Genomic DNA, 19,692 nt, shown 5'->3' with positions numbered 1-19,692 from the left:
TGCACTCCCCCTTTGAAACAGACACGCCGCTTGCGCGGCAAACAACATGATCTTCTGACAAGGTAGATGAGGCCCGTACGGGTTATTTCAAGGGTTGAGGCTGGTTATTTTTTCTGCAAAACGGGGAGGGGGCAGGATGCCCGCCCCTCTCGCGCGGATTTGGTCTTGAGAGGGGCGGGTGATTACTTAGCGGGCCAACCAGATGATGGAGGCCATGCGGCCGGTCTGGCCGTCGCGGCGATAAGAGTAGAACTGATCGCCGTCGCTGAAGGTGCAGAATTCGCCGCCATAGACAGCGTTCACTCCGGCGCGAGCCAGTCGCAGCCGGGCCAGCCGGTAGATATCCGCCAGCCATTTCCCCTCGCTGACTGAAGGTACGAAAGCGGATTCGGCTTCGGCCTGCTCCGCCATAAAGGCCTCGCGCACCTCACCCCCCACTTCAAAGGCCGTGGGGCCTATCGCCGGACCGAGCCAGGTCAGGATCTCCCCCGGCTCGCAGCCCATGGCGGCGATGCTGGCTTCCAGTACTCCCTCCTTCAGCCCACGCCAACCGGCGTGAGCGGCTGCCACCACTGTGCCAGCCCGGTCGCAAAACAGCACCGGCAGGCAGTCGGCTGTCATCACTATGCAGGCCTGCCCGGCCTCGTGGGCGCAGGCCGCATCGGCATTCGGTGCCCCGTCGTATTCGTTGCTGACGGGGTGGACGGCGATGCCGTGCACCTGGTTGAGCCAGTTGAGGGGCCCGGGGATCTGCGCCGCCTGTTGCAGGCGGGCACGGTTGGCCTCGACCCGTGCCGGCTCGTCCCCCACGTGGGCCCCCAGGTTGAGACCGGCGAAGACCCCTTCGCTCAGGCCACCATCCCGGGTGGTCGACAGGGCCCTGACATTGCCAGGAGCGGGCCAGTCGGGTTCAATCCAGTTCATCTGTGACTCCTTCCATTCACGGATATAAAAACGGGGCTCCTGAAAGGGAACCCCGTTTGGCATCTCTTAGGGCCGGACGGCGGCAGAAACCGACGCAGGCCCTATTGCATCAGCTCCAGACCAAATCGTCCGGGTTGGCCAGGGTATCAGCCCGCAGCACTTCCATCAGATCCAGCATGTCTTGCGGCGTGGCAGAGTGCCACTCCATGACTTCGCCGGTGATGGGGTGAGCCAGCTTCAGCATGGTGGCGTGCAGCGCCTGGCGGTTGAAGTTGCGCAGGGCCAGGGTCAGCTCCGGGGTCGCGTTGCGCAGCAGGCGCAGACGGCCACCGTAAGCGGGATCCCCCACCAACGGATGCTTGATGTGAGCCATGTGGACACGGATCTGGTGGGTACGACCGGTTTCCAGACGCAGACGCAGACGAGTGTGGCCACGGAACTTCTCGTGCACCCGGTAGTGGGTCACGGAAGGACGGCCATTGGGCACCACAGCCATGTGGGTACGCTGGGTCGGGTGACGGCCGATGGGGGCATCCACAGTGCCGCCTGCGGTCATGTGACCTATGGCGACGGCTTCGTACTCACGGGTGATCTGACGCGCCTGCAGCGCTTCCACCAGATGGGTCTGGGCCGGGATCGTCTTGGCAACCACCATCAGACCCGTGGTGTCTTTATCCAGACGGTGCACTATGCCGGCACGGGGTACCTCGGCGATGCCGGGGTAACGGTGCAGCAGGGCGTTGAGTATGGTGCCATCCGGCGTGCCGGCGCCCGGGTGAACCACCAGGCCGGCCGGCTTGTCGATCACCAGAATGTGTTCATCTTCATAGACGATGTTGAGGTCGATGTTCTGGGCATCCCAGCGGGTGTCATCTTCCAACTCGACATCTACATGTACCTGCTGCCCGGCCACCACTTTCTCGCGCGGGGTATTGGCAACCTGACCGTCCAGGGTCACTCTGTCCTGTAAAATCCACTCCTTGATGCGGGTTCTGGAGTAGTCTGGAAACAATTCGGCCAGGGCCTGGTCGAGTCGCTGCCCGAATTGGTGATCCTGAAATTCGCCTGTCAGTTCAATATGCTGGCTCATGTATGGTCTCTTGAGCGGGGGTATCAATTCGAAATAATCCGGGTATTCTAGCTTTTCTTTTAGCCAAGCATAACGGATACTTTGCCAATTTCGTGGAAATGGACCGGATGTTGTTGATGGGAAAGAAGTCTCGCCTGCTGATGTCGCTCGCCTTGGTCGCTACGCTGATCACTGGCTGTTCCAGCACCAAACCCAAGGTTCCCGACGAACCGCCGGAAGTTCTGTACCAGAAAGCCCGTCTCAAACTGGACACAGGCAACTACCTGAATGCCATCGAGTTGCTGGAAGCGCTGGACTCTCGTTACCCGTTCGGCGCCTACTCCAACCAGGTGCAGCTCGATCTCATCTACGCCTACTACAAGCAGGATGATACCGCCCAGGCGATCGCCAATATCGACCGCTTCATCCGCCTCAACCCGGCGCACAAGAACATCGATTACGTGTTCTACATGCGCGGTCTGACCAACATGGCGGCGGATTACAACTTCTTCCAGGACTTCCTGGGCATAGATCGGGATGACAAGGACCCCTCCTACGCCCGTCAGGCCTTCCAGGACTTCAAGACCCTGCTGCAGAGCTACCCCAACAGCAGCTACGCGGCCGATGCCCGTGCCCGCATGGTCGGTCTGAAAACCCGCCTCGCCCGCTACGATCTGGGGGTGGCCGAGTATTACGTGAAGCGTGATGCCCTGATCGCCGCCGCCAACCGCGCCAAACTGGTGGTCGAAACCTATCCCGACACTGTCGAGACAGAGAAGGCACTGGAGATCATGGTCAACGCCTACGATACCCTGAAGATGCCGACCCTGGCCCGCCACGCCCGCGAAGTGCTGGCCAAGAACTACCCGGACAATCGCCTCGGCCGCGGCTGAGCATGACGGGAACAAAAAAACCGATGCCAAGGCATCGGTTTTTTTATGGCTGCAATCTCCGCGCAGAGTGCACCTCCCACGACGGCGCCCTGCATGCGCCGTCATCTTCATTCAGCTACTTGGCTACATTGCCCGCCACGTTGAGCACGTCCCAGGTGCGGGAGAAGGGCGGCGCATAGGCGAAGTCCAGCATGCCGAGCTGCTCCGTGGTCACCCCCATGGTGATGGCCACCGCCAGGGCGTCGATGCGGTGTACCGCCCCCTTGCGACCGAGGATCTGCCCCCCCAGCAGCCGCTTGCTGCCCGCCTCATAGACCAGCTTGACGTGGATGTCTGACTGACCCGGGCAGTAGTTGGTGTGGCACTTGTCCTTGATCACCACTGTGCGGTAGTCGATGCCCAATTGTTGGGCCTCTTTCTCAGAAAGCCCGGTGCGACCCGCCTCCAGCCCCAGCACCTTGAGCGCGGCAGAGCCCAGCGTGCCCGGAAACTCCTGGCCGGCGCCGGCCAGGTTCTCCCCCACCATGCGCCCCAGCTTGTTGGCGATGGTGGCGAGCGGCACATAGACCTGCTGCTGCTTCACGCTGTGCCAGACGCTGGCACAATCCCCCGCCGACCAGACGTTGGCCAGCGAGCTGCGGCCCTGACGGTCGACCTTGATGGCGCCGTTGGCCAGCCGCTCTATGCCGGTGTCGGCCAGGAACTCGGTATTGGGCCTGACCCCGGTGCAGACCACCACTATATCGGCCTGGAACTCACCCTGGTCGGTGCGCACGCCGGTCACCCGGCCCTCCCCCAGCAAGGCTTGGACGCGCTCACCCAGATGCAAAGAGACCCCCTGCTCGCGCAGCTCGGTCTCGATGTGCTGGGTGATCTCCGAGTCGAAGGCATCGGGGATGACCCTGTCCGCCAGCTCGATGAGGCGCACCTCCTTGCCCTGATGGACCAGGGCCTCGACCACCTCCAGCCCGATAAAGCCGGAGCCGATCACCACCGCCTTCTTGCTGCGCGGATCCTGCACCGCTGCCTTGAGCGCCAGTCCATCGCTCATGCGGCGCAGGCCGAACACCCCTTGCTGCTGCAAGCCGGGGATGGGGGGCATCTGTTCGCGGGCACCTGTGGCTATCATCAACCGATCGTAGCGATCGGTGAAGCTGTCGCCCTTGTGCTCCACCCGCAGGGTCTGGGCCGCCGCGTCCAGGCTCAGCACCCTGTGGCCAATCTTCACCTCTATCCCCTTGGCGGCGAACTGCTCCGGGGTAAACTCGGCCATGTAGCCCGGCTCCTGGAAATCGTCCCCCACGAAATAGGGCAGACCGCAGGCACCGAAGGAGATCACCTCGGAGGCCTCATAGACCACAATCTCGGCATCCTTGGCCAGACGGCGCGCCTTGGCGGCCGCACTCATACCGGCGGCTTCGCCACCGATGATCAGGATTCTCATAGTTTTTCCTCTCAATGGCGCAGGGAGGGCATGCCCTCCCTGCGGTCTATGGCGGGAAAGGGTCGCCCCTTTCCACGCGCAGATCAACCTGCAGCAAATCAGACGGTGGACTCTTCGCCGTCCAGACTCACTTCGTGATCGCTGTTGAACACATGCATGTCGGTTTCGCCCATCAGGCGGCTGGTAACCGTCCCTGCGGTGATGGAGCCGGAGACGTTGAGGGCGGTGCGGCCCATGTCGATGAGGGGCTCGATGGAGATGAGCAGCCCCGCCAGGGCCACCGGGAAGTCCAGGGCGGAGAGCACGATCAGCGCCGCGAAGGTGGCGCCGCCCCCCACACCGGCCACCCCGAAGGAGCTGACTGTGATGATGGCGATGAGCGTCATGATGAAGCCGGGATCCAGGGGATCGACCCCCACGGTCGGGGCTATCATCACCGCCAGCATGGCCGGGTAGATGCCGGCGCAGCCGTTCTGCCCTATGGTGGCGCCGAAGGAGGCGGCGAAGTTGGCTATGCCCGCCGGGATGCCGAGGGCCCGGGTCTGGGTCTGCACGTTCATCGGGATGGATCCCGCACTGGTGCGCGAGGTGAAGGCGAACGCCAGCACCGGCATGATCTTCTTCAGGAAGCGAGCCGGGTTGATGCCCACCAGGCTCACCAGCAGCAGGTGCACCAGGAACATGATGGCGATGGCGCCGTAAGAGGCCAGCACGAAGTTCAGCAGGTTGATGATGTCCGCGTAGTTGGAGCCGGATACCACCTTGGCCATCAGCGCCAGCACGCCATAGGGAGTGAGGCGCAGCACCAGGGTCACCATCCGCATGACGATGGCGTGGGCGACCTGCATGAAGCGCTCGAAGCTGGCGAAGATCTCGGGCTGCTTGCGGGCGATGCCGGTGGCGGACAGGCCGATGAAGATGGAGAAGATCACCACGGCTATGGTGGAGGTCTTGCGTGCCCCCGTCATGTCGAGGAAGGGATTGGCCGGGATGAACTCCAGCACCATCTTGGGGAGGGACATACTCTCGACGCTGCCGAGGCTGGTCTGCAGGGCCGCGCCACGGGCCGTCTCGGCGGCGCCGGCAACCAGCCCCTCGGCACTCAGGCCGAACAGGTTGGACATCAGTATGCCCGCCCCGGCGGCGATCATGGTGGTGAAGATCAGCACCCCTATGGTCAGGGCGCTGATCTTGCCGAGCGCCGTGCCGCCGCTCAGCTTGAGGATGGCGCCTATGATGGAGACCATGATCAGCGGGATGATGATCATCTGCAGCAGCTTCACGTAGCCGCTGCCGACCAGATCCAGGTAGTCGCCGGTCTGGACCAGCACCTCGGAGCCGACGCCGTACAGCAGTTGCAAGGCCCAGCCGAACAGGACCCCGAGCCCCAGCCCCGAGAAGACCCGGCGGGTGAAGCTGACGTGGGTCTGCTGCAAGCGGTAGAGAAACAGCAGCAACATGACCAGGATGGCCAGATTACCGATAACGCTAAGAGTCATGATATTCCCCAAAAATAAACGGGCGAGGCCCGAGATGGATGGACGGGCGCACCCTGCGCCTCGCCCCGAAACTGGCCGCATCGTGGCGGCACGCCCCCCGTTCGGGGTGACGTCAATCTCTGCAAAAACCGGGGGCGGCCAGTGCCGCCCCCCTCATCAGCCAGCCTTGCCTTGTTGCTTGGCCCGCATGATGTTGATGATCTCTATGTCGGTGTCCAGCATCCCCTGTTTCGAGAGGCGGCCCAGGTTCGCTATGGTCTGGTCCACGTCGTCGGAGACTATGCCCTCGCTCTGGGGCACGTGCAGGTTGTTGATGGCCATCAGCGATGACTTGACCGCCGCCGAGGTAGAGGTCGACACCTTCATGGAGCAGGCGCTGCCGGCACCGTCGCAGATGATGCCGGAGACGTCGCCAATCATGTTGTTGATGCAGTGGCTGATCTGCTCGAACTGGCCACCCAGCAGCCAGGTGATGGCGGCACCCGAGCCCATGGCGGCGGTACTGGCGGCGCACAGGGCCGACAGCTTGTTCTGGTAGGCCTTGATGTAGATGGCCACCAGGTGGCTCATCACCAGTGCCCGGGTCAGCTGCTCGTCATCGGCCTTGAGGAAGCGGGCGGCGGCGACCACCGGCATGGTGGCGGCTATGCCCTGGTTGCCCGAGCCCGAGTTGGACATGGCGGGCAGCATGGCGCCGTCCATCCGCGCGTCCGACGCGGCAGAAGAGAGGCGCATGGCCAAGGTCATCAGATCGTCCGAGAGCAGCTTGCGCTCCACCTGCTCGGTGAGGATCTTGCCGATGCGCAGGCCATAGCCCTGCAGCCCCTCATCCGCCAGCGCCTGGTTCATGGTGGCGGCCTCGCGGATGAAGTCGAGCTCGGCCAGTGGCGCCTCCAGGGCGAAGGCCACTATCTCCCGCAGCGTCATGGCGGGCTTGTCGGATTTCGCGGGCTGGATCTGCACACCGGGGGCACTGTCCTGCTCCATCAGCACCTCGCCATCCTTCTCCAGCAGCACTATGCGGGTGTGATCCGTGCAGATCACCACACGGGCGCTGTGACCGTCGGCCTCGGCAAGCACCTCGGCGTAGAGCACATCAGGCACATCCTTCACGTCCACCTTGATGATGGGCAGCAGCGCCTTGGCGGCGTCCACCTGCTCCGGGGTCAGAGTCTTGAGCACCTCCAGCCCCGCATCCGGGTTGCCCCCCGTGATGCCGACGGCGGCGGCGACCGGCAGGCCTATCATGCCGGTGCCGGGTACCCCGACCCCCATGCCATTCTTGAACAGATTGCCGCTGACCCAGACGCTGATGCGGGTCGGATCCTGCCCCAGCAGCTTGCGGCAGTTGGCGGCGGCCAGCGCCACCGACATGGGTTCGGTGCAGCCCAGGGCCGGCACCACTTCACGCTTGAGCAGAGTAATAAAGTCGGTCCATTGTGCTTTCATCTGTGGTTTCTCTGGTTCACTGTGCCGCAGGCATCGTATGAGGATATGGGTGCTATCTGGAGGGCCACCCCGTCCATGTCACTTTATTTGATTCTAGTGGCGCGAGTCTCAAATAAAATTGAGCCCCCTCGCCTTTTGCCGCCATTATGCCTTCCAGCGAGGGCAACGTCACCGGATTGCTGCCCTGCCACCGGCAACGGATCCCCCCTCCCGGCCAAGTCCCTTTGCCATCAATGTCTTGCCCGCGCCCCCTGAAAAACGGGCAATAAAAAAGGAGGCCGAAGCCTCCTCTTGTCTCATCCCATCGACGCTTAGAGCGCCTTCAGGATGGCCTCGACGCTGGCCTTGGCATCGCCAAACAGCATCTGGGTGTTCTCCTTGAAGAACAGCGGATTCTGGACACCGGCGTAGCCAGTGTTCATGGAGCGCTTGAAGCCGATGACGTTCTGCGCCTTCCACACTTCCAGCACCGGCATGCCGGCGATGGGGCTGCCCGGATCTTCCATGGCGGCCGGGTTGACGGTGTCGTTCGCACCTATCACCAGCACCACATCGGTATCGCTGAAGTCCTCGTTGATCTCGTCCATTTCCAGAACTATGTCATACGGGACCTTGGCTTCCGCCAGCAGCACGTTCATGTGACCAGGCAGACGACCGGCAACCGGGTGGATACCGAAGCGCACCTTGACGCCGCGCTCGCGCAGCTTGTGGGTGATCTCGGCAACCGGGTACTGGGCCTGCGCCACCGCCATGCCGTAGCCCGGGGTGATGATGACGGAGCTGGCATTCTTCAGCATGTCGGCCACGTCTTCGGCGTTGGTCTCGCGGTATTCGCCCATCTCCTGATCGGCCGTGGAGGCCACACCGTCGGAGCCGAAGCCACCGGCGATGACGGAGATGAAGGAGCGGTTCATCGCTTTACACATGATGTAAGACAGGATGGCACCGGAGGAACCCACCAGGGCACCCACCACGATCAGCAGGTCGTTGGAGAGCATGAAGCCCGCCGCCGCCGCCGCCCAACCGGAGTAGGAGTTCAGCATGGAGACCACCACCGGCATGTCGGCGCCGCCGATGGAGGCCACCAGGTGCCAGCCGAAGGCGAAGGCGATCAGGGTCATCACCAGCAGTGCGAAGGTGGAGCCACCGGCGTTGACGAAGTGGATCATCAGCGCCAGCGAAACCACCACGGCCAGCAGGTTCAGCTTGTGGCGATGGGGCAGTTGCAGCGGCTTGGAAGAGATCAGGCCACGCAGCTTGCCGAACGCCACCACTGAACCGGTGAAGGTCACGGCACCGATGAAGACGCCCAGGAAGACTTCCACCAGGTGGATGTTCAGCATGGCGCCGGAGAGGTGCTCGACCTGGGCGACGCTGGCCGCCTGCTCGAACGCCGCCCGGGCAGCAGCCAGGGTCGCATCCAGGTTGGAGCCGACGGAGACGACTACCTCAGCGGGTGCGGAGGGGTGCAAGTCGATGAAGCTGTTGAAGCCCACCAGCACCGCCGCCATGCCCACGAAGCTGTGCAGCACGGCCACCAGCTCGGGCATCTCGGTCATCTCGACCTTGAGCGCCAGACGCACGCCGATGGCGCCACCGATGACCATGGCCAGGATGATCCAGTGCACGCCACTGGTTTCCGGGTTGAAGACGGTGGCGAGCAGGGCGATGGCCATCCCCGCGATACCGAACAGGTTGCCATGCTTGGCCGTTTCTTGCTTCGACAGTCCCGCGAGACTGAGGATGAAGAGCACGGCGGCAACGATATAGGATGCTGTTACCAGTCCTTGAGACACGTTAAACCCCCTTAATCCTTACGGAACATCTTCAGCATGCGCTGAGTGACGGTGAAGCCACCGAAGATGTTGATACTGGCAATCAGCACGGCGATAAAGGCCAATACGGTGACCAGGGTCGACCCTTGCCCAATCTGCAGCAGGGCACCGACCACGATAATGCCGGAGATGGCATTGGTGACCGACATCAGCGGCGTGTGCAGGGCGTGAGAGACGTTCCACACCACGTAGTAACCGACCACACAGGCCAGGATGAAGACGGTGAAGTGGGAGAGGAAGGCGGCAGGTGCCACCGCAGCTACCCAACCGAAGGCGGCGATGCCGAGGGCACCGAACACGAACTTCTTGTTGGACGGTTTCTTCTCTTCGGCCTTCTTCGGCGCAACCTTGGCGGCCGGCTTTTGCGGCGCGGCAGAGACTGAGATGGCGGGGGGCGGGAAGGTCACTTCACCGGCCTGGATCACCGTCATGTTGCGCTGAACCACGTCCTCGAAGTCGATGGCGACGTTGCCGTCCTTCTCCTTGCACATCAGCTTCATCAGGTTGACCAGGTTGGTACCGTAGAGCTGGGAGGATTGGGCGGGCAGACGACCCGGCAGATCGGTGTAACCTATCACCTTGACGCCGTTCGGGGTGACGAACAGCTCGGTCGGCTTGGTGTACTCACAGTTGCCACCGGTGGCGGCAGCCAGATCCACGATGACGGAACCCGGCTTCATGCTGTCGACCATCTCCTTGGTGATCAGCTTGGGCGCCGGACGACCGGGGATCAGGGCCGTGGTGATGATGATGTCCACTTCCTTGGCCTGCTGGGCAAACAGCTCCATCTCGGCCTTGATGAACTCATCGGACATGACCTTGGCATAACCGTCGCTGGAGGCACCGTCCTCGCTACCGAAGTCCAGCTTGAGGAATTCCCCACCCATGGATTCGATCTGCTCGGCGACTTCCAGACGGGTATCGAAGGCACGCACTATGGCGCCGAGGGAACCGGCGGTCCCGATGGCGGCCAGACCGGCCACACCGGCACCGATCACCAATACCTTGGCGGGCGGTACCTTGCCGGCGGCGGTGATCTGACCGGTGAAGAAGCGACCGAACTGATGGGCGGCTTCGACCACGGCGCGATAGCCGCCGATGTTGGCCATGGAGGAGAGGGCATCGAGGGACTGGGCACGGGAGATCCGCGGCACCATGTCCATCGCCATCACATTGATGTTGCGCTCGGACAGCTTCTTGACCAGCTCGGGGTTCTGGGCAGGCCAGATGAAGCTCACCAGGGTGGCACCATCCTTAATTTGTGCGATCTCGGCATCGGTCGGCGCGTTGACCTTGAAGATAAGGTCGGCTTGCCAGACGCTCGGCACCACGCTGGCACCGGCAGCCTCGAAGGCGGCATCATCGAAGCTGGCCAGCTGGCCGGCACCGGCCTCGATGGCGACCTCGAAGCCGAGCTTTTTCAGCTGCTCGACGGTGGCCGGGGTCGCTGCGACCCGGGTCTCACCGGCGAGACTCTCTCTCGGTATTCCAATCTGCATGACTATTCCCTGATGGTTAATAAACAATCATTGCCCAGTCTCTCATGTCTGAGGGGACAAGGCATGATCAAAGTGCAGGTCACGGGCCCTTTGTTATGAAAATCAGCAGGCTTTACCTCAACCTCCTGTCATGGTCAGGCCCCCGCTTTTCAGGCGCGAAGGTGATTAGTATCAAATTTTGGAGTTTTATTACAACCACGACCCCGAGCGGGCGGGTACAGAATTCAGCCCATCCCGGACCATGATTAAAAAAAACAAACCAAATTAGGGGCTTATACCAGCAAAATGCGCTGAAAAAAGTGATCCAACCAGTCAAAAAAAATGTTTTGCCGAGCCTCTACCTTAGCGTTTTTTGTTCTTATGAAATCTGCCGTTGGCTCATCTGATGAGATGAAAGGGGAAAAAGTAACCGTTTTGTAACGACTCGGGGGCCGCGCCGCCGCCATAAGGCGGGAGCGGGCCCCCTGATTCAACCCCGGACAAGGCCGGAGCTGGTCTCTCGCCTCTTACCAGGCGGCTTCATAAATATGCCGGCTCTGCACCAGGTCGATGTCGCTGTGTTCCCCGAGCGCCGTCATGCCGTGCTCTTCGAGCTTGGCCAGCAGGGTGTCGATATTGGCGTCGGCCAGGCCGTAGTCCCGCAGCCGGGTCTTGACCCCCATCCGCTCGAAGAAGTCGCGGGTGGCTTTGATGGCGCCGTCGATGCGCTCTTCTTCGCTGCCACTGCGCAGATCCCAGACCCGCTCGGCGTATTGCAGCAGTTTGGCGCGCTTCTGTTCACGCTTGGCAGCGAGCAGGGCGGGCAGCACCACCGCCAGGGTCTGGGCGTGGTCGAGGCCGTGCAGGGCGGTCAGCTCGTGGCCCAGCATGTGGGTGGCCCAGTCCTGGGGCACACCGGCTCCGATCAGGCCGTTGAGCGCCAGGGTGGCGCTCCACATGATGTTGGCGCGCACGTCGTAATTTTCCGGCTCAACCAGCGCCTTGGGGCCCTCCTCAGCCAGGGTCAGCAGCAGGCCTTCGGCGAAGCGATCCTGCACCTTGGCGTTGACCGGGTAGGTGAGGTACTGCTCCAGGGTGTGGATGAAGGCATCCACCACGCCGTTCGCCACCTGGCGGGCCGGCAGTGTATAGGTGAGCACGGGATCCAGCACGGCGAAGCGCGGCATCACGAAGGGGGAGAAGAAGTGCTGCTTGTCGCCGCTGCTCCTGCGGGTGATGACGGCCCCCATGTTCATCTCGGAGCCGGTGGCCGGCAGGGTCAGCACGGCGCCCAGGGGAATGGCGGAAGCCACCTCGCCACCGACCGTCTCGAGGATGTGCCAGGGCTCTTTGGCCAGATCGTAGTGAGCGGCAGCGGCGATAAACTTGGTGCCATCGAGCACCGAGCCGCCGCCGACGGCGAGCAGGAAGTCGATCTGCTCGGCACGGGCCAGCTCGACCGCCCCCATCAGGGTCTCGTAAGCCGGGTTGGGCTCTATGCCGCCGAACTCGAACAGGGTCAGGCCCGCCAGCTCGCTGCGGATCTGCGCCAGCAGGCCGCTACGCACCACGCTGCCGCCACCGTAGGTGATGAGGACACGGGCGTCGGCCGGGATCTGGCCGCGCAGCTGGGCCACCTGGCCCTTGCCGAACAGCACCTTGGTCGGGGTATGGAGAGTAAAATTGTTCATCGACATTGCCTTCTTCTGATAGTCCGGCGGCCTGGCCGCAAAATGTTGATTGCATTTTTCTACAGGCAACCTCTACCATCAAGGCAACATTCTGCACATTGCTTGCCTATTTCTACAAATCATCAGAATCCACCCGGAGCGACCATGTCCAACCGTTACGCCGATCTCGCCGCCAGGCTGGCCCGCCACGTCACCACCCCGGGCATCACCCCCTCCCCGGTGGATCAGGTGAACCTCATCTACACCACCGAGTATCACGGCCGCACGCCCGTGCTCTACCAGCCCCGGATGATCGTCATACTGCAGGGACACAAGGTGGGCTATCTGGCGGATCAGGTGTTTCGCTACGACCCCAGCCACTACCTGCTGATGACACTGCCGCTGCCCTGCGAGTGCGAGTGCTTCGCCTCCCCCGAGCAGCCCCTCATCGGCTTCTCCCTGGAGATCAACGTCGCCACCCTGCAGGAACTGCTGCTGGAACTGGGGGATGCCCTGCCCGCCCCGGCTGTGCAAAAGAGCGGTGTGCACTCTGTCCCCCTGTCCGAAGAAATGTTCTGTGCCGCCGAGCGATTGATCGATCTGATGGACAAGCCCCACCACGCCCGGGTGCTGGGGCCGCAGACGGTGCGGGAGATGCTGTTCTACGCCCTGCACGAAGGGGGCGGCCCGGCGCTGCAGGCGCTGGCCAATCGTCACAACCATGTGGGCCAGATAGCCCGGGTGCTGCGTATGATAGAGGCGCGCTACGCCGACACCCTGACCATGGAGGAGCTGGCCCGGGAGGTGAACATGAGCGTCTCCGCCTTCCACCACCACTTCAAGGCGGTCACCGCCACCTCGCCCCTGCAGTACATCAAGTCGTTTCGCCTGCACAAGGCGCGCATGATGATGCTGCACGACGGCATCAAGGCGGGGGCGGCGGCGGCCAGAGTCGGCTACGAGAGCAACTCCCAGTTCAGCCGGGAGTACAAGCGCTTCTTCGGCAGCACGCCGACGGATCAGGCCTCCCGCTTCCGGGAAGGCCAGTTGCACATCATCGAAGGCTAAAAGAGAGGGATCCCCCATGCGTTCACTGCTTTGTCTGCTCACCGCCTGGCTACTGACGGCCTGCACCGGCCTCGCCGACGGCATCCGCCCCGTCACCGGCTTCCAGCTCGATCGCTACCTCGGCACCTGGTACGAAATCGCCCGTCTCGACCACAGCTTCGAGCGGGGGCTGGAGCGGGTGAGCGCCACCTACAGCCTGCGTGACGACGGCGGCGTCAAGGTGCTCAACCGCGGCCTGCAGAGCGATGGCAGCTGGCGCGAGGCCGAAGGCAAGGCCTACTTCGTGGACAAGCCTACCGAGGCGCGGCTCAAGGTGAGCTTCTTCGGCCCCTTCTACGGCGGCTACAACGTCATCGATCTGGACCCCGACTACCAGCTCTCCCTGGTGACCAGCTACAACCACGACTATCTGTGGATCCTCTCCCGCTCCCCCCAGCCGCCCAAGGCCAAGGTGGATGCGCTGATCGCCAAGGCCAGGGGGCTGGGCTTTGCCACCGACCAGCTTATCTGGGTCAGCCAGGAGCCGGCCGGGAACACACCTTGAAGATCTTCCAGGCCACCCCGCCGGACATTCCCCGGGTCGCCCCCTGATGCTGAGCACTGCCACCGACAATCGGCAGGCCCAGGCCCTCTACGAGGGGCACTGCGACCAGCGGGACATCGAGTTCTACGGCTAGATCAAGCCGCTCTGAGCCCCTGACCGGTCAGGTTTCGAGTCCAGAGTCCGGCATTATTCAGCGGGTGCATGGTGACAAAATATCCATATACCGCATGAATAAAGGCGACCCTGGGTCGCCTTTGTCACATCAGGGTCTGCCCCTAGAGCCGGAAGCGGCCTATCTCCTGCTCCAGCCGCTCGGTCAGGGACTTGAGCTCGGCGGCCTGGGCGGCCTCCTCCTTCGCCTGCGCCGCCAGCGTCTGGGAGACATGGCGGATATTCTCGGTGTTGCGGCTGATCTCGCCGGTGACCGAGGTCTGCTCCTCCGCCGCCGCCGCTATCTGGGTCGCCATGTCGCTGATGGCGCCTATGGCCTCGTTGATCCGCGCCAGGCTCTGGTTGGCGGCCTCCGCATCCTCCACGCTGGTGCCCGCCAGCTGACGGCTGGTCTCCATGCCCCCCACGGCGCGGCGCGTGGTCTGCTGCAGCGCCTCTATCATCTGCTGGATCTCGGCGGTGGAGTCGTGGGTGCGGCGCGACAGCACCCGCACCTCGTCCGCCACCACGGCGAAGCCGCGTCCCTGCTCCCCGGCCCGGGCCGCCTCGATGGCGGCGTTCAGTGCCAGCAGGTTGGTCTGCTCGGCGATGCCGCTGATGGTGGCCAGGATGCCGCTGATCTTCTGGGCATGACCATCCAGCTCATGAATGGTCTGGCTGGCGTCGGCCACCTCCCCTGCCAGGCCGCTGATGCTGCGCTGGCTCTGGCCGACCTGGGACTGACCGGCCACGGCCAGCCTGACCGCATCGCCGGAGGTGGTGGCGGCAAACTCGGCGTTGCCGGCGATCTCCTGGGTGGCGGACGCCATCTCGGTCACCGCGGTCGCCACCATGACGATCTCGTCCTGCTGCTCGCGCACCCGCTGACTGCGAGCCTCTGCCCCCGCCGCCTGGGTCCGCGACTGGGCCGCCAGTTCGACGGTGACGTCCCGCAACCGGCTGACGATGCCGTGCAGCCGGGCCACGAACAGGTTGAAGTTCTGGGCCAGCAGCCCCACCTCGTCCTTGCTGTGGGCCGCGATCTGCACCGTGAGATCCCCCTCGCCGTGGGCTATGTCGGCCAGCGCCTTGGAGACCCGGCCGAGATCGGCAAAGAGGTAGTTGAACATGGCGATGAGCAGGGCGCTGAACACCAGCAGCAGCACCAGGGTCAGCCCCACCAGCTGCCACAGCAGGCTGGCGAAGGGCGCCTCCAGCACATCCTTGTACATCACCATGGCGAGCAGCCAGTCGGTGCCTGGCACCCCCTGCACCGACAGCAGCACCTCACGCCCCGCTATGGTGGCGACGTGCAGCTCGCCGTCCCGGCTCCAGCCCTCCAGGGTCGTCCCCGTGAGGCCGGGGGCCAGCTCGGCTACCTGCTTGAGGGCCAGCTCCTTCTGCGGGTGGCCGACGATGAGGCCGGAGCTGTCAAGCAGCATGGCGTAGCCCTCTCCCTGCACCTTCATGGCCAGCACCTCGTCGATCAGGGCATCCAGGGAGAGATCAGCCCCCGCCACCCCGATCACCTGACCCTGATGACTCACCGGCTCCGCCAGGGTCACCACCATCTGCTGCATGGTCACGCTGACGTAGGGCGGGGTGACGATCAGCTTGCCCGCCTTGCTGGCGCTCTGATACCAGGGGCGCACCCGGGGATCGTAGTTGGCGGTGTTGAGGGAGGGATCGTGGCGGGTCATGGCCCCTTGCGCCGAGCCGAAATAGGTGAGGCCGAAGCCGCCGGAGGTGCGGGTCTGCAGCAGGTGCGGCACCAGAGCCGCCTCGGGATTGTCGGCAATGACGGCGGCCAGGGCATCGACCGCGTGCTTGCGATCCGCCATCCAGTTGCCGATGGCCACCGAGTGGGCGTGACCATAGTTGACCGCCTCGCTCTGGATGGCGCTCAGGGTCCGTGATTTGAGGGTGTGGAAGGCGACTATGCCGAGTAGGGCAGCCATCAGCAGCACTACCCCCAGGCTGGTCGCGAGCAGCTTGCCGCGCAACGAGAGTGTCATGACTACAAATCCTTGTGGTGACAGGAGGCCAGGAATACCCCCATATTGGTAGGTGATATCGGCGGCAGCCCCACTGGACTTTAGTGAATCCTTTTAATTTCTTCTTTATCAACAGCTGAAGATGCTGTGCATGTCGCCGCGACCTCAGCCGCCGGGCACCAAGATCCAGAGGCCGCCCGCAGGCGGCACCATTGCCAGCAACGACATGGCGCCAGGGCGACCAGCGAGGGTGAGCGAACCCAAGGGGCGGATAGGCAAGGACAAGAGAAGTGAGTCGCGCGGAGCGCGTCAGGGGTCGCCGGCGAGCGGCGCAGCAGAAAGGTTCAGGGATCGCAGAAATGCGAAAGGCCAGCTCAATGAGCTGGCCTTTCTGAAAATGGCAGGGGCGGCAGGACTCGAACCCGCAACCATCGGTTTTGGAGACCGCTGTTCTACCAATTGGAACTACGCCCCTGCAACAAACGAGGCGAATTATACAAAGCCGGGATCAAAGGTAAAGGCTTTTTTTCTCACTTTCGATGCGATCGAACAATTCACGAGCAAATCGCGGCAATTCCCGCAACCAGCCGGGGTAACTTGCTGTATTTGCAGTCCCGCCGGGGTAGGAATGGGGCATAAATGGGGGTAGGGTGAAACCAGCCACAGGGAGGTCGTTCATGCTCAATTACCGCCTGCTTCAACAACTTGCGCCCCTCAACTTCCGGGATGAGCGCAAAACCGAGTCCCTGCCAGACTATCTCGAGCGGGTCTCTCCCCTAGTGCCCTTCATTCCCCAAAATGTGCTGACGCAATGGATTTACCGCCATTGGCGCGGTTTTGAGTCCAACTGGAGCTTTATCGACCTCGCCCGCCACCAATTCGAGTGCGAGGCCTGGGACACGGCCCAGGTCGTGAGCCAGATAGGCTCCCGCCATATGGAGGTGATCGAACGCTGGGGCGAGATGCTGCGCAGCAACCGCTATGTGCGCCGCTCCTGGCTCGGCGAGGACATGCTGAGCCGGGGCACCTGGTCAGAGCCCATCATAGTGCTCGCCCCCGAGCCCGGCGGCCATTATCCGGACGGCCAACCCCTGCCGCAGCCATATTGTCTGCTGGAGGGGCACCACAGGCTCGGCTATCTGCGCAGCATGGCCGAAGATGGTCTGCCGTTGCAGAGTGAGCACCAGGTCTGGATTTGTCGACCCGTTCGCGACACTCAAACGTTTTTACCAGCAAATCCTGCCTCTGAAATAAATTTTTGACAATTCAAAAACCAGCCCTATAATCTGTCCGGTTTTGAAAAAGGTCGGGACAGGACGATGCCGTTTTTGATGAAAAAAGCAGCCTTGCAGACGGGTGGAGCGCACCAGAGCGGCCCCGTTGTTTCCGGTTTCCGACCCACAGATCCCCAGTTATTTTTAAAAAGAGCCCCTGTTTCAGGGGCTTTTTTTTGTGCCAGAAAAACCTTCATTGATGTCAAAGGGAATGCAGACGATGACCAATCCACTCTATAACAAACACGTCATCTCCATCTCGGACCTGACCCGGTCCGACATGGAACTGGTGGTCGCCACCGCTCAGCGGTTGAAGGCCGAACCCGACACCCGCCTGCTGAAAGACAAGCTGGTCGCCAGCTGCTTCTTCGAGGCCTCCACCCGCACCCGTCTCTCCTTCGAGACCGCGGTACAGCGCCTCGGCGGCAACATCATCGGCTTCGCCGACGGCGGCAACACCAGCGCCAAGAAGGGCGAGACCCTGGCCGACTCCATCAAGATCATCGGCTCCTATGCCGATGCGGTGGTGATGCGCCACCCGAAAGAGGGCGCCGCCCGTCTGGCCTCCGAGTTCTCCCGGGTGCCTGTCATCAACGGCGGTGACGGCTCCAACCAGCATCCGACCCAGACCCTGCTCGACCTCTTCTCCATCCACGAGACCCAAGGCAAGCTGGACGGCCTCAACGTGGCCTTCGTCGGTGACCTCAAGTACGGCCGCACCGTCCACTCCCTGGCCCAGGCCCTGAGCCTGTTCAACTGCCGCTTCTTCTTCATCTCCCCGGAAGCCCTGGCGATGCCGGACTACCTCTGCGAAGAGCTGGAGGAGAAGGGCATTCAGTTCAGCGTCCACGAGACCATGGAAGAGGTGATGCCGGAGCTCGACATTCTCTACATGACCCGGGTCCAGAAAGAGCGCTTCGACGAGACAGAGTACAAGCACATGGCCGCCAAGTTCGTGCTGGAGCTGGTGACCCTGGAAGGGGCCAAACCCACCATGAAGATCCTGCATCCCCTGCCCCGGGTCGACGAGATCGAGGTCGCCGTCGACAAGACCCCCCACGCCTACTACTTCCAGCAGGCGGAAAACGGGGTCTATGCACGCCAGGCGCTGCTGGCACTGGTACTGAACGAAACCGTCTAAGGGAAAAGGGGAACATCATGTCCGAGAAGAACCAACTGCAAGTCGAAGCCATCCGTCACGGCTCCGTCATCGACCACGTCCCCGCCGGCCAGGGCATCAAGATCCTCAAGCTGTTCCAGCTGATCGAGACCCAGGAGCGGATCACCGTCGGCTTCAACCTCAAATCCGGCGCCCTGGGCAAGAAGGATCTCATCAAGATCGAGAACACCCGCCTGACCGAACAGCAGGCCAACCAGCTGGCGCTGTTTGCCCCGACCGCGACCGTCAACATCATCGAAGACTTCGCCGTGGTGAAGAAGCACCAGCTGAAGCTGCCGGAGTTCATCGCCGGGGTGTTCCACTGCCCCAACTCCAACTGCATCTCCCACAACGAGCCGGTGGACAGCTACTTCCGGGTGCGCGAAGTGAAGGGCGCTGTGCGCATGAAGTGCAAATACTGCGAGAAATCCTTCACCCAGGACATCGTCAGCGAACGCTATTGATACTCTGTCGGGCCCTGTGGGGCCCATTTTTGACCCCTGTCACATCACTTATTCCCCCTTTGGTTATAATTTGCCATCTCGCAACGGCTAGACATCGCTCATCACCTACCGAAATGCCCGTCATCAGTGTTTTTCGCTATGAAAAACAGGCATGACAGACTGAGCGCCATAGCCATCTGTCATCGTCAAAGGAAGTCGCCATGGTCAAGACCCTCAGTCGCCCCCCGGAACAGGAGTCCGACCTGGCCCAGCTCGATGCCTGCCGCCAGATCATCGGCCAGCACTGCTACAGCACCCAGGAAGAGATCCGCCGCGAGCTGGCGGAGCGCGGCTTCGCCGACATCAGCCAGTCCACCATCTCCCGTCTGCTGCGCCGCCTCGGCGTCGCCAAGGCCCAGAATGCCAATGGCAAGAAGGTCTACACGCTAGTGGACGATCAGCTGGAACCCGCCGGCAGCACCCGCTCCGTACACGACATGGTGCGCGCCGTGGTGCACAACCAGCAGATGGTGCTGGTGCACACCACCCCGGGCGCCGCGACCGTGGTGGCCCGTCTGCTGGATCGCCACGCCGATCCCGAGATCCTGGGGGCCGTCGCCGGCAACGATGTGGTGCTGATAGCCCCGCGCCACATCAGTCGCACTCGCCAGGCCCATGCCGCCGTGGTGCGCACCCTGGAGCAGGCGCGCTAAGCCAGCCCCGAATGCAGCAAGGCGACCCCTGGGTCGCCTTTTTATTGCCTGTCATCTAGGCCATAAAAAAACGGGAGCCCGCAGGC

Annotated in this window: 16 protein-coding genes and 1 tRNA gene; 7 read left to right on the top strand and 10 right to left on the bottom strand. The window is 62.7% G+C overall.

Going from position 1 to position 19,692, the window contains the following annotated elements:
* Nucleotides 1-186 precede the first annotated feature (186 nt).
* On the bottom strand, nt 187-924 hold the full coding sequence (gene pgeF, locus G4923_RS14820) for a peptidoglycan editing factor PgeF (RefSeq protein ID WP_163137525.1): 738 nt from the start codon (nt 922-924) through the stop codon (nt 187-189).
* A gap of 109 nt (nt 925-1,033) precedes the next feature.
* The gene (rluD, locus tag G4923_RS14815) at nt 1,034-2,014 is read right to left on the bottom strand and encodes a 23S rRNA pseudouridine(1911/1915/1917) synthase RluD (protein WP_005324417.1); all 981 of its coding nucleotides are present in this window, start codon (nt 2,012-2,014) and stop codon (nt 1,034-1,036) included.
* A 116-nt stretch (nt 2,015-2,130) separates the two neighbouring features.
* Between rluD and G4923_RS14810 the strand changes: the two genes are divergently transcribed.
* Nucleotides 2,131-2,886, top strand: a complete 756-nt coding sequence (locus G4923_RS14810; protein WP_163137524.1) for an outer membrane protein assembly factor BamD — start codon at nt 2,131-2,133, stop codon at nt 2,884-2,886.
* Between the two features lie 115 nt (nt 2,887-3,001).
* On the opposite strand, the gene G4923_RS14805 is transcribed toward G4923_RS14810, so the two are convergent.
* The 6 genes from G4923_RS14805 to yqhD form a co-directional block, all read right to left on the bottom strand.
* Entirely contained in the window at nt 3,002-4,330 is a 1,329-nt protein-coding gene (locus tag G4923_RS14805; RefSeq protein WP_163137523.1) for a CoA-disulfide reductase, read from the bottom strand.
* A 98-nt stretch (nt 4,331-4,428) separates the two neighbouring features.
* Complete coding sequence (locus G4923_RS14800) at nt 4,429-5,829, bottom strand: L-cystine transporter (protein ID WP_163137522.1); 1,401 nt, start codon at nt 5,827-5,829, stop codon at nt 4,429-4,431.
* A 156-nt stretch (nt 5,830-5,985) separates the two neighbouring features.
* Complete coding sequence (locus tag G4923_RS14795; protein ID WP_111910890.1) at nt 5,986-7,278, bottom strand: L-cysteine desulfidase family protein; 1,293 nt, start codon at nt 7,276-7,278, stop codon at nt 5,986-5,988.
* Between the two features lie 311 nt (nt 7,279-7,589).
* Entirely contained in the window at nt 7,590-9,074 is a 1,485-nt protein-coding gene (gene pntB / locus G4923_RS14790) for a Re/Si-specific NAD(P)(+) transhydrogenase subunit beta (protein WP_163137521.1), read from the bottom strand.
* An 11-nt stretch (nt 9,075-9,085) separates the two neighbouring features.
* Entirely contained in the window at nt 9,086-10,612 is a 1,527-nt protein-coding gene (gene pntA, locus G4923_RS14785; protein WP_106885533.1) for a Re/Si-specific NAD(P)(+) transhydrogenase subunit alpha, read from the bottom strand.
* Nucleotides 10,613-11,118: 506 nt separating this feature from the next.
* Entirely contained in the window at nt 11,119-12,282 is a 1,164-nt protein-coding gene (gene yqhD / locus G4923_RS14780) for an alcohol dehydrogenase (protein ID WP_163137520.1), read from the bottom strand.
* A gap of 144 nt (nt 12,283-12,426) precedes the next feature.
* Between yqhD and G4923_RS14775 the strand changes: the two genes are divergently transcribed.
* Nucleotides 12,427-13,329, top strand: a complete 903-nt coding sequence (locus G4923_RS14775; protein ID WP_139743809.1) for an AraC family transcriptional regulator — start codon at nt 12,427-12,429, stop codon at nt 13,327-13,329.
* 16 nt (nt 13,330-13,345) lie between these two features.
* Nucleotides 13,346-13,873 (top strand): lipocalin family protein, encoded by a 528-nt coding sequence (locus tag G4923_RS14770; RefSeq protein WP_139743810.1) that lies wholly within the window; start codon nt 13,346-13,348, stop codon nt 13,871-13,873.
* Nucleotides 13,874-14,148: 275 nt separating this feature from the next.
* Here G4923_RS14770 and G4923_RS14765 read toward each other — a convergent pair whose 3' ends face one another.
* On the bottom strand, nt 14,149-16,038 hold the full coding sequence (locus G4923_RS14765) for a methyl-accepting chemotaxis protein (RefSeq protein WP_163137519.1): 1,890 nt from the start codon (nt 16,036-16,038) through the stop codon (nt 14,149-14,151).
* A gap of 377 nt (nt 16,039-16,415) precedes the next feature.
* Nucleotides 16,416-16,492: transfer RNA gene (locus G4923_RS14760), tRNA-Trp, on the bottom strand.
* Between the two features lie 202 nt (nt 16,493-16,694).
* On the opposite strand from G4923_RS14760, the gene G4923_RS14755 reads away from it, so the two are divergent.
* From G4923_RS14755 to G4923_RS14740, 4 genes are all read left to right on the top strand, one after another.
* Nucleotides 16,695-17,279 carry a hypothetical protein gene (locus G4923_RS14755; protein ID WP_025328660.1) on the top strand — a complete coding sequence of 195 codons (585 nt, stop codon included), beginning with the start codon at nt 16,695-16,697 and terminating at the stop codon, nt 17,277-17,279.
* A gap of 232 nt (nt 17,280-17,511) precedes the next feature.
* The gene (gene pyrB / locus G4923_RS14750; RefSeq protein ID WP_163137518.1) at nt 17,512-18,432 is read left to right on the top strand and encodes an aspartate carbamoyltransferase; all 921 of its coding nucleotides are present in this window, start codon (nt 17,512-17,514) and stop codon (nt 18,430-18,432) included.
* Between the two features lie 17 nt (nt 18,433-18,449).
* On the top strand, nt 18,450-18,914 hold the full coding sequence (pyrI, locus tag G4923_RS14745; RefSeq protein WP_005324452.1) for an aspartate carbamoyltransferase regulatory subunit: 465 nt from the start codon (nt 18,450-18,452) through the stop codon (nt 18,912-18,914).
* 200 nt (nt 18,915-19,114) lie between these two features.
* Nucleotides 19,115-19,606, top strand: coding sequence for an arginine repressor (locus G4923_RS14740; protein ID WP_005324454.1), 492 nt, complete (start codon nt 19,115-19,117; stop codon nt 19,604-19,606).
* Nucleotides 19,607-19,692 lie beyond the last annotated feature (86 nt).

This window comes from Aeromonas rivipollensis (assembly GCF_010974825.1).
Taxonomy (GTDB): Bacteria; Pseudomonadota; Gammaproteobacteria; order Enterobacterales; family Aeromonadaceae; genus Aeromonas; species Aeromonas rivipollensis.
This window is presented reverse-complemented; position numbering and strand designations above follow the sequence as displayed.

What these genes read in the sequence shown, in the direction of transcription:
- pgeF (WP_163137525.1), bottom strand. Translation starts at nt 924, where the DNA reads ATGAACTGGATTGAACCCGACTGGCCCGCTCCTGGCAATGTCAGGGCC.
- rluD (WP_005324417.1), bottom strand. Translation starts at nt 2,014, where the DNA reads ATGAGCCAGCATATTGAACTGACAGGCGAATTTCAGGATCACCAATTC.
- G4923_RS14810 (WP_163137524.1), top strand. Translation starts at nt 2,131, where the DNA reads ATGGGAAAGAAGTCTCGCCTGCTGATGTCGCTCGCCTTGGTCGCTACG.
- G4923_RS14805 (WP_163137523.1), bottom strand. Translation starts at nt 4,330, where the DNA reads ATGAGAATCCTGATCATCGGTGGCGAAGCCGCCGGTATGAGTGCGGCC.
- G4923_RS14800 (WP_163137522.1), bottom strand. Translation starts at nt 5,829, where the DNA reads ATGACTCTTAGCGTTATCGGTAATCTGGCCATCCTGGTCATGTTGCTG.
- G4923_RS14795 (WP_111910890.1), bottom strand. Translation starts at nt 7,278, where the DNA reads ATGAAAGCACAATGGACCGACTTTATTACTCTGCTCAAGCGTGAAGTG.
- pntA (WP_106885533.1), bottom strand. Translation starts at nt 10,612, where the DNA reads ATGCAGATTGGAATACCGAGAGAGAGTCTCGCCGGTGAGACCCGGGTC.
- yqhD (WP_163137520.1), bottom strand. Translation starts at nt 12,282, where the DNA reads ATGAACAATTTTACTCTCCATACCCCGACCAAGGTGCTGTTCGGCAAG.
- G4923_RS14775 (WP_139743809.1), top strand. Translation starts at nt 12,427, where the DNA reads ATGTCCAACCGTTACGCCGATCTCGCCGCCAGGCTGGCCCGCCACGTC.
- G4923_RS14770 (WP_139743810.1), top strand. Translation starts at nt 13,346, where the DNA reads ATGCGTTCACTGCTTTGTCTGCTCACCGCCTGGCTACTGACGGCCTGC.
- G4923_RS14765 (WP_163137519.1), bottom strand. Translation starts at nt 16,038, where the DNA reads ATGACACTCTCGTTGCGCGGCAAGCTGCTCGCGACCAGCCTGGGGGTA.
- G4923_RS14755 (WP_025328660.1), top strand. Translation starts at nt 16,695, where the DNA reads ATGCTCAATTACCGCCTGCTTCAACAACTTGCGCCCCTCAACTTCCGG.
- pyrB (WP_163137518.1), top strand. Translation starts at nt 17,512, where the DNA reads ATGACCAATCCACTCTATAACAAACACGTCATCTCCATCTCGGACCTG.
- pyrI (WP_005324452.1), top strand. Translation starts at nt 18,450, where the DNA reads ATGTCCGAGAAGAACCAACTGCAAGTCGAAGCCATCCGTCACGGCTCC.
- G4923_RS14740 (WP_005324454.1), top strand. Translation starts at nt 19,115, where the DNA reads ATGGTCAAGACCCTCAGTCGCCCCCCGGAACAGGAGTCCGACCTGGCC.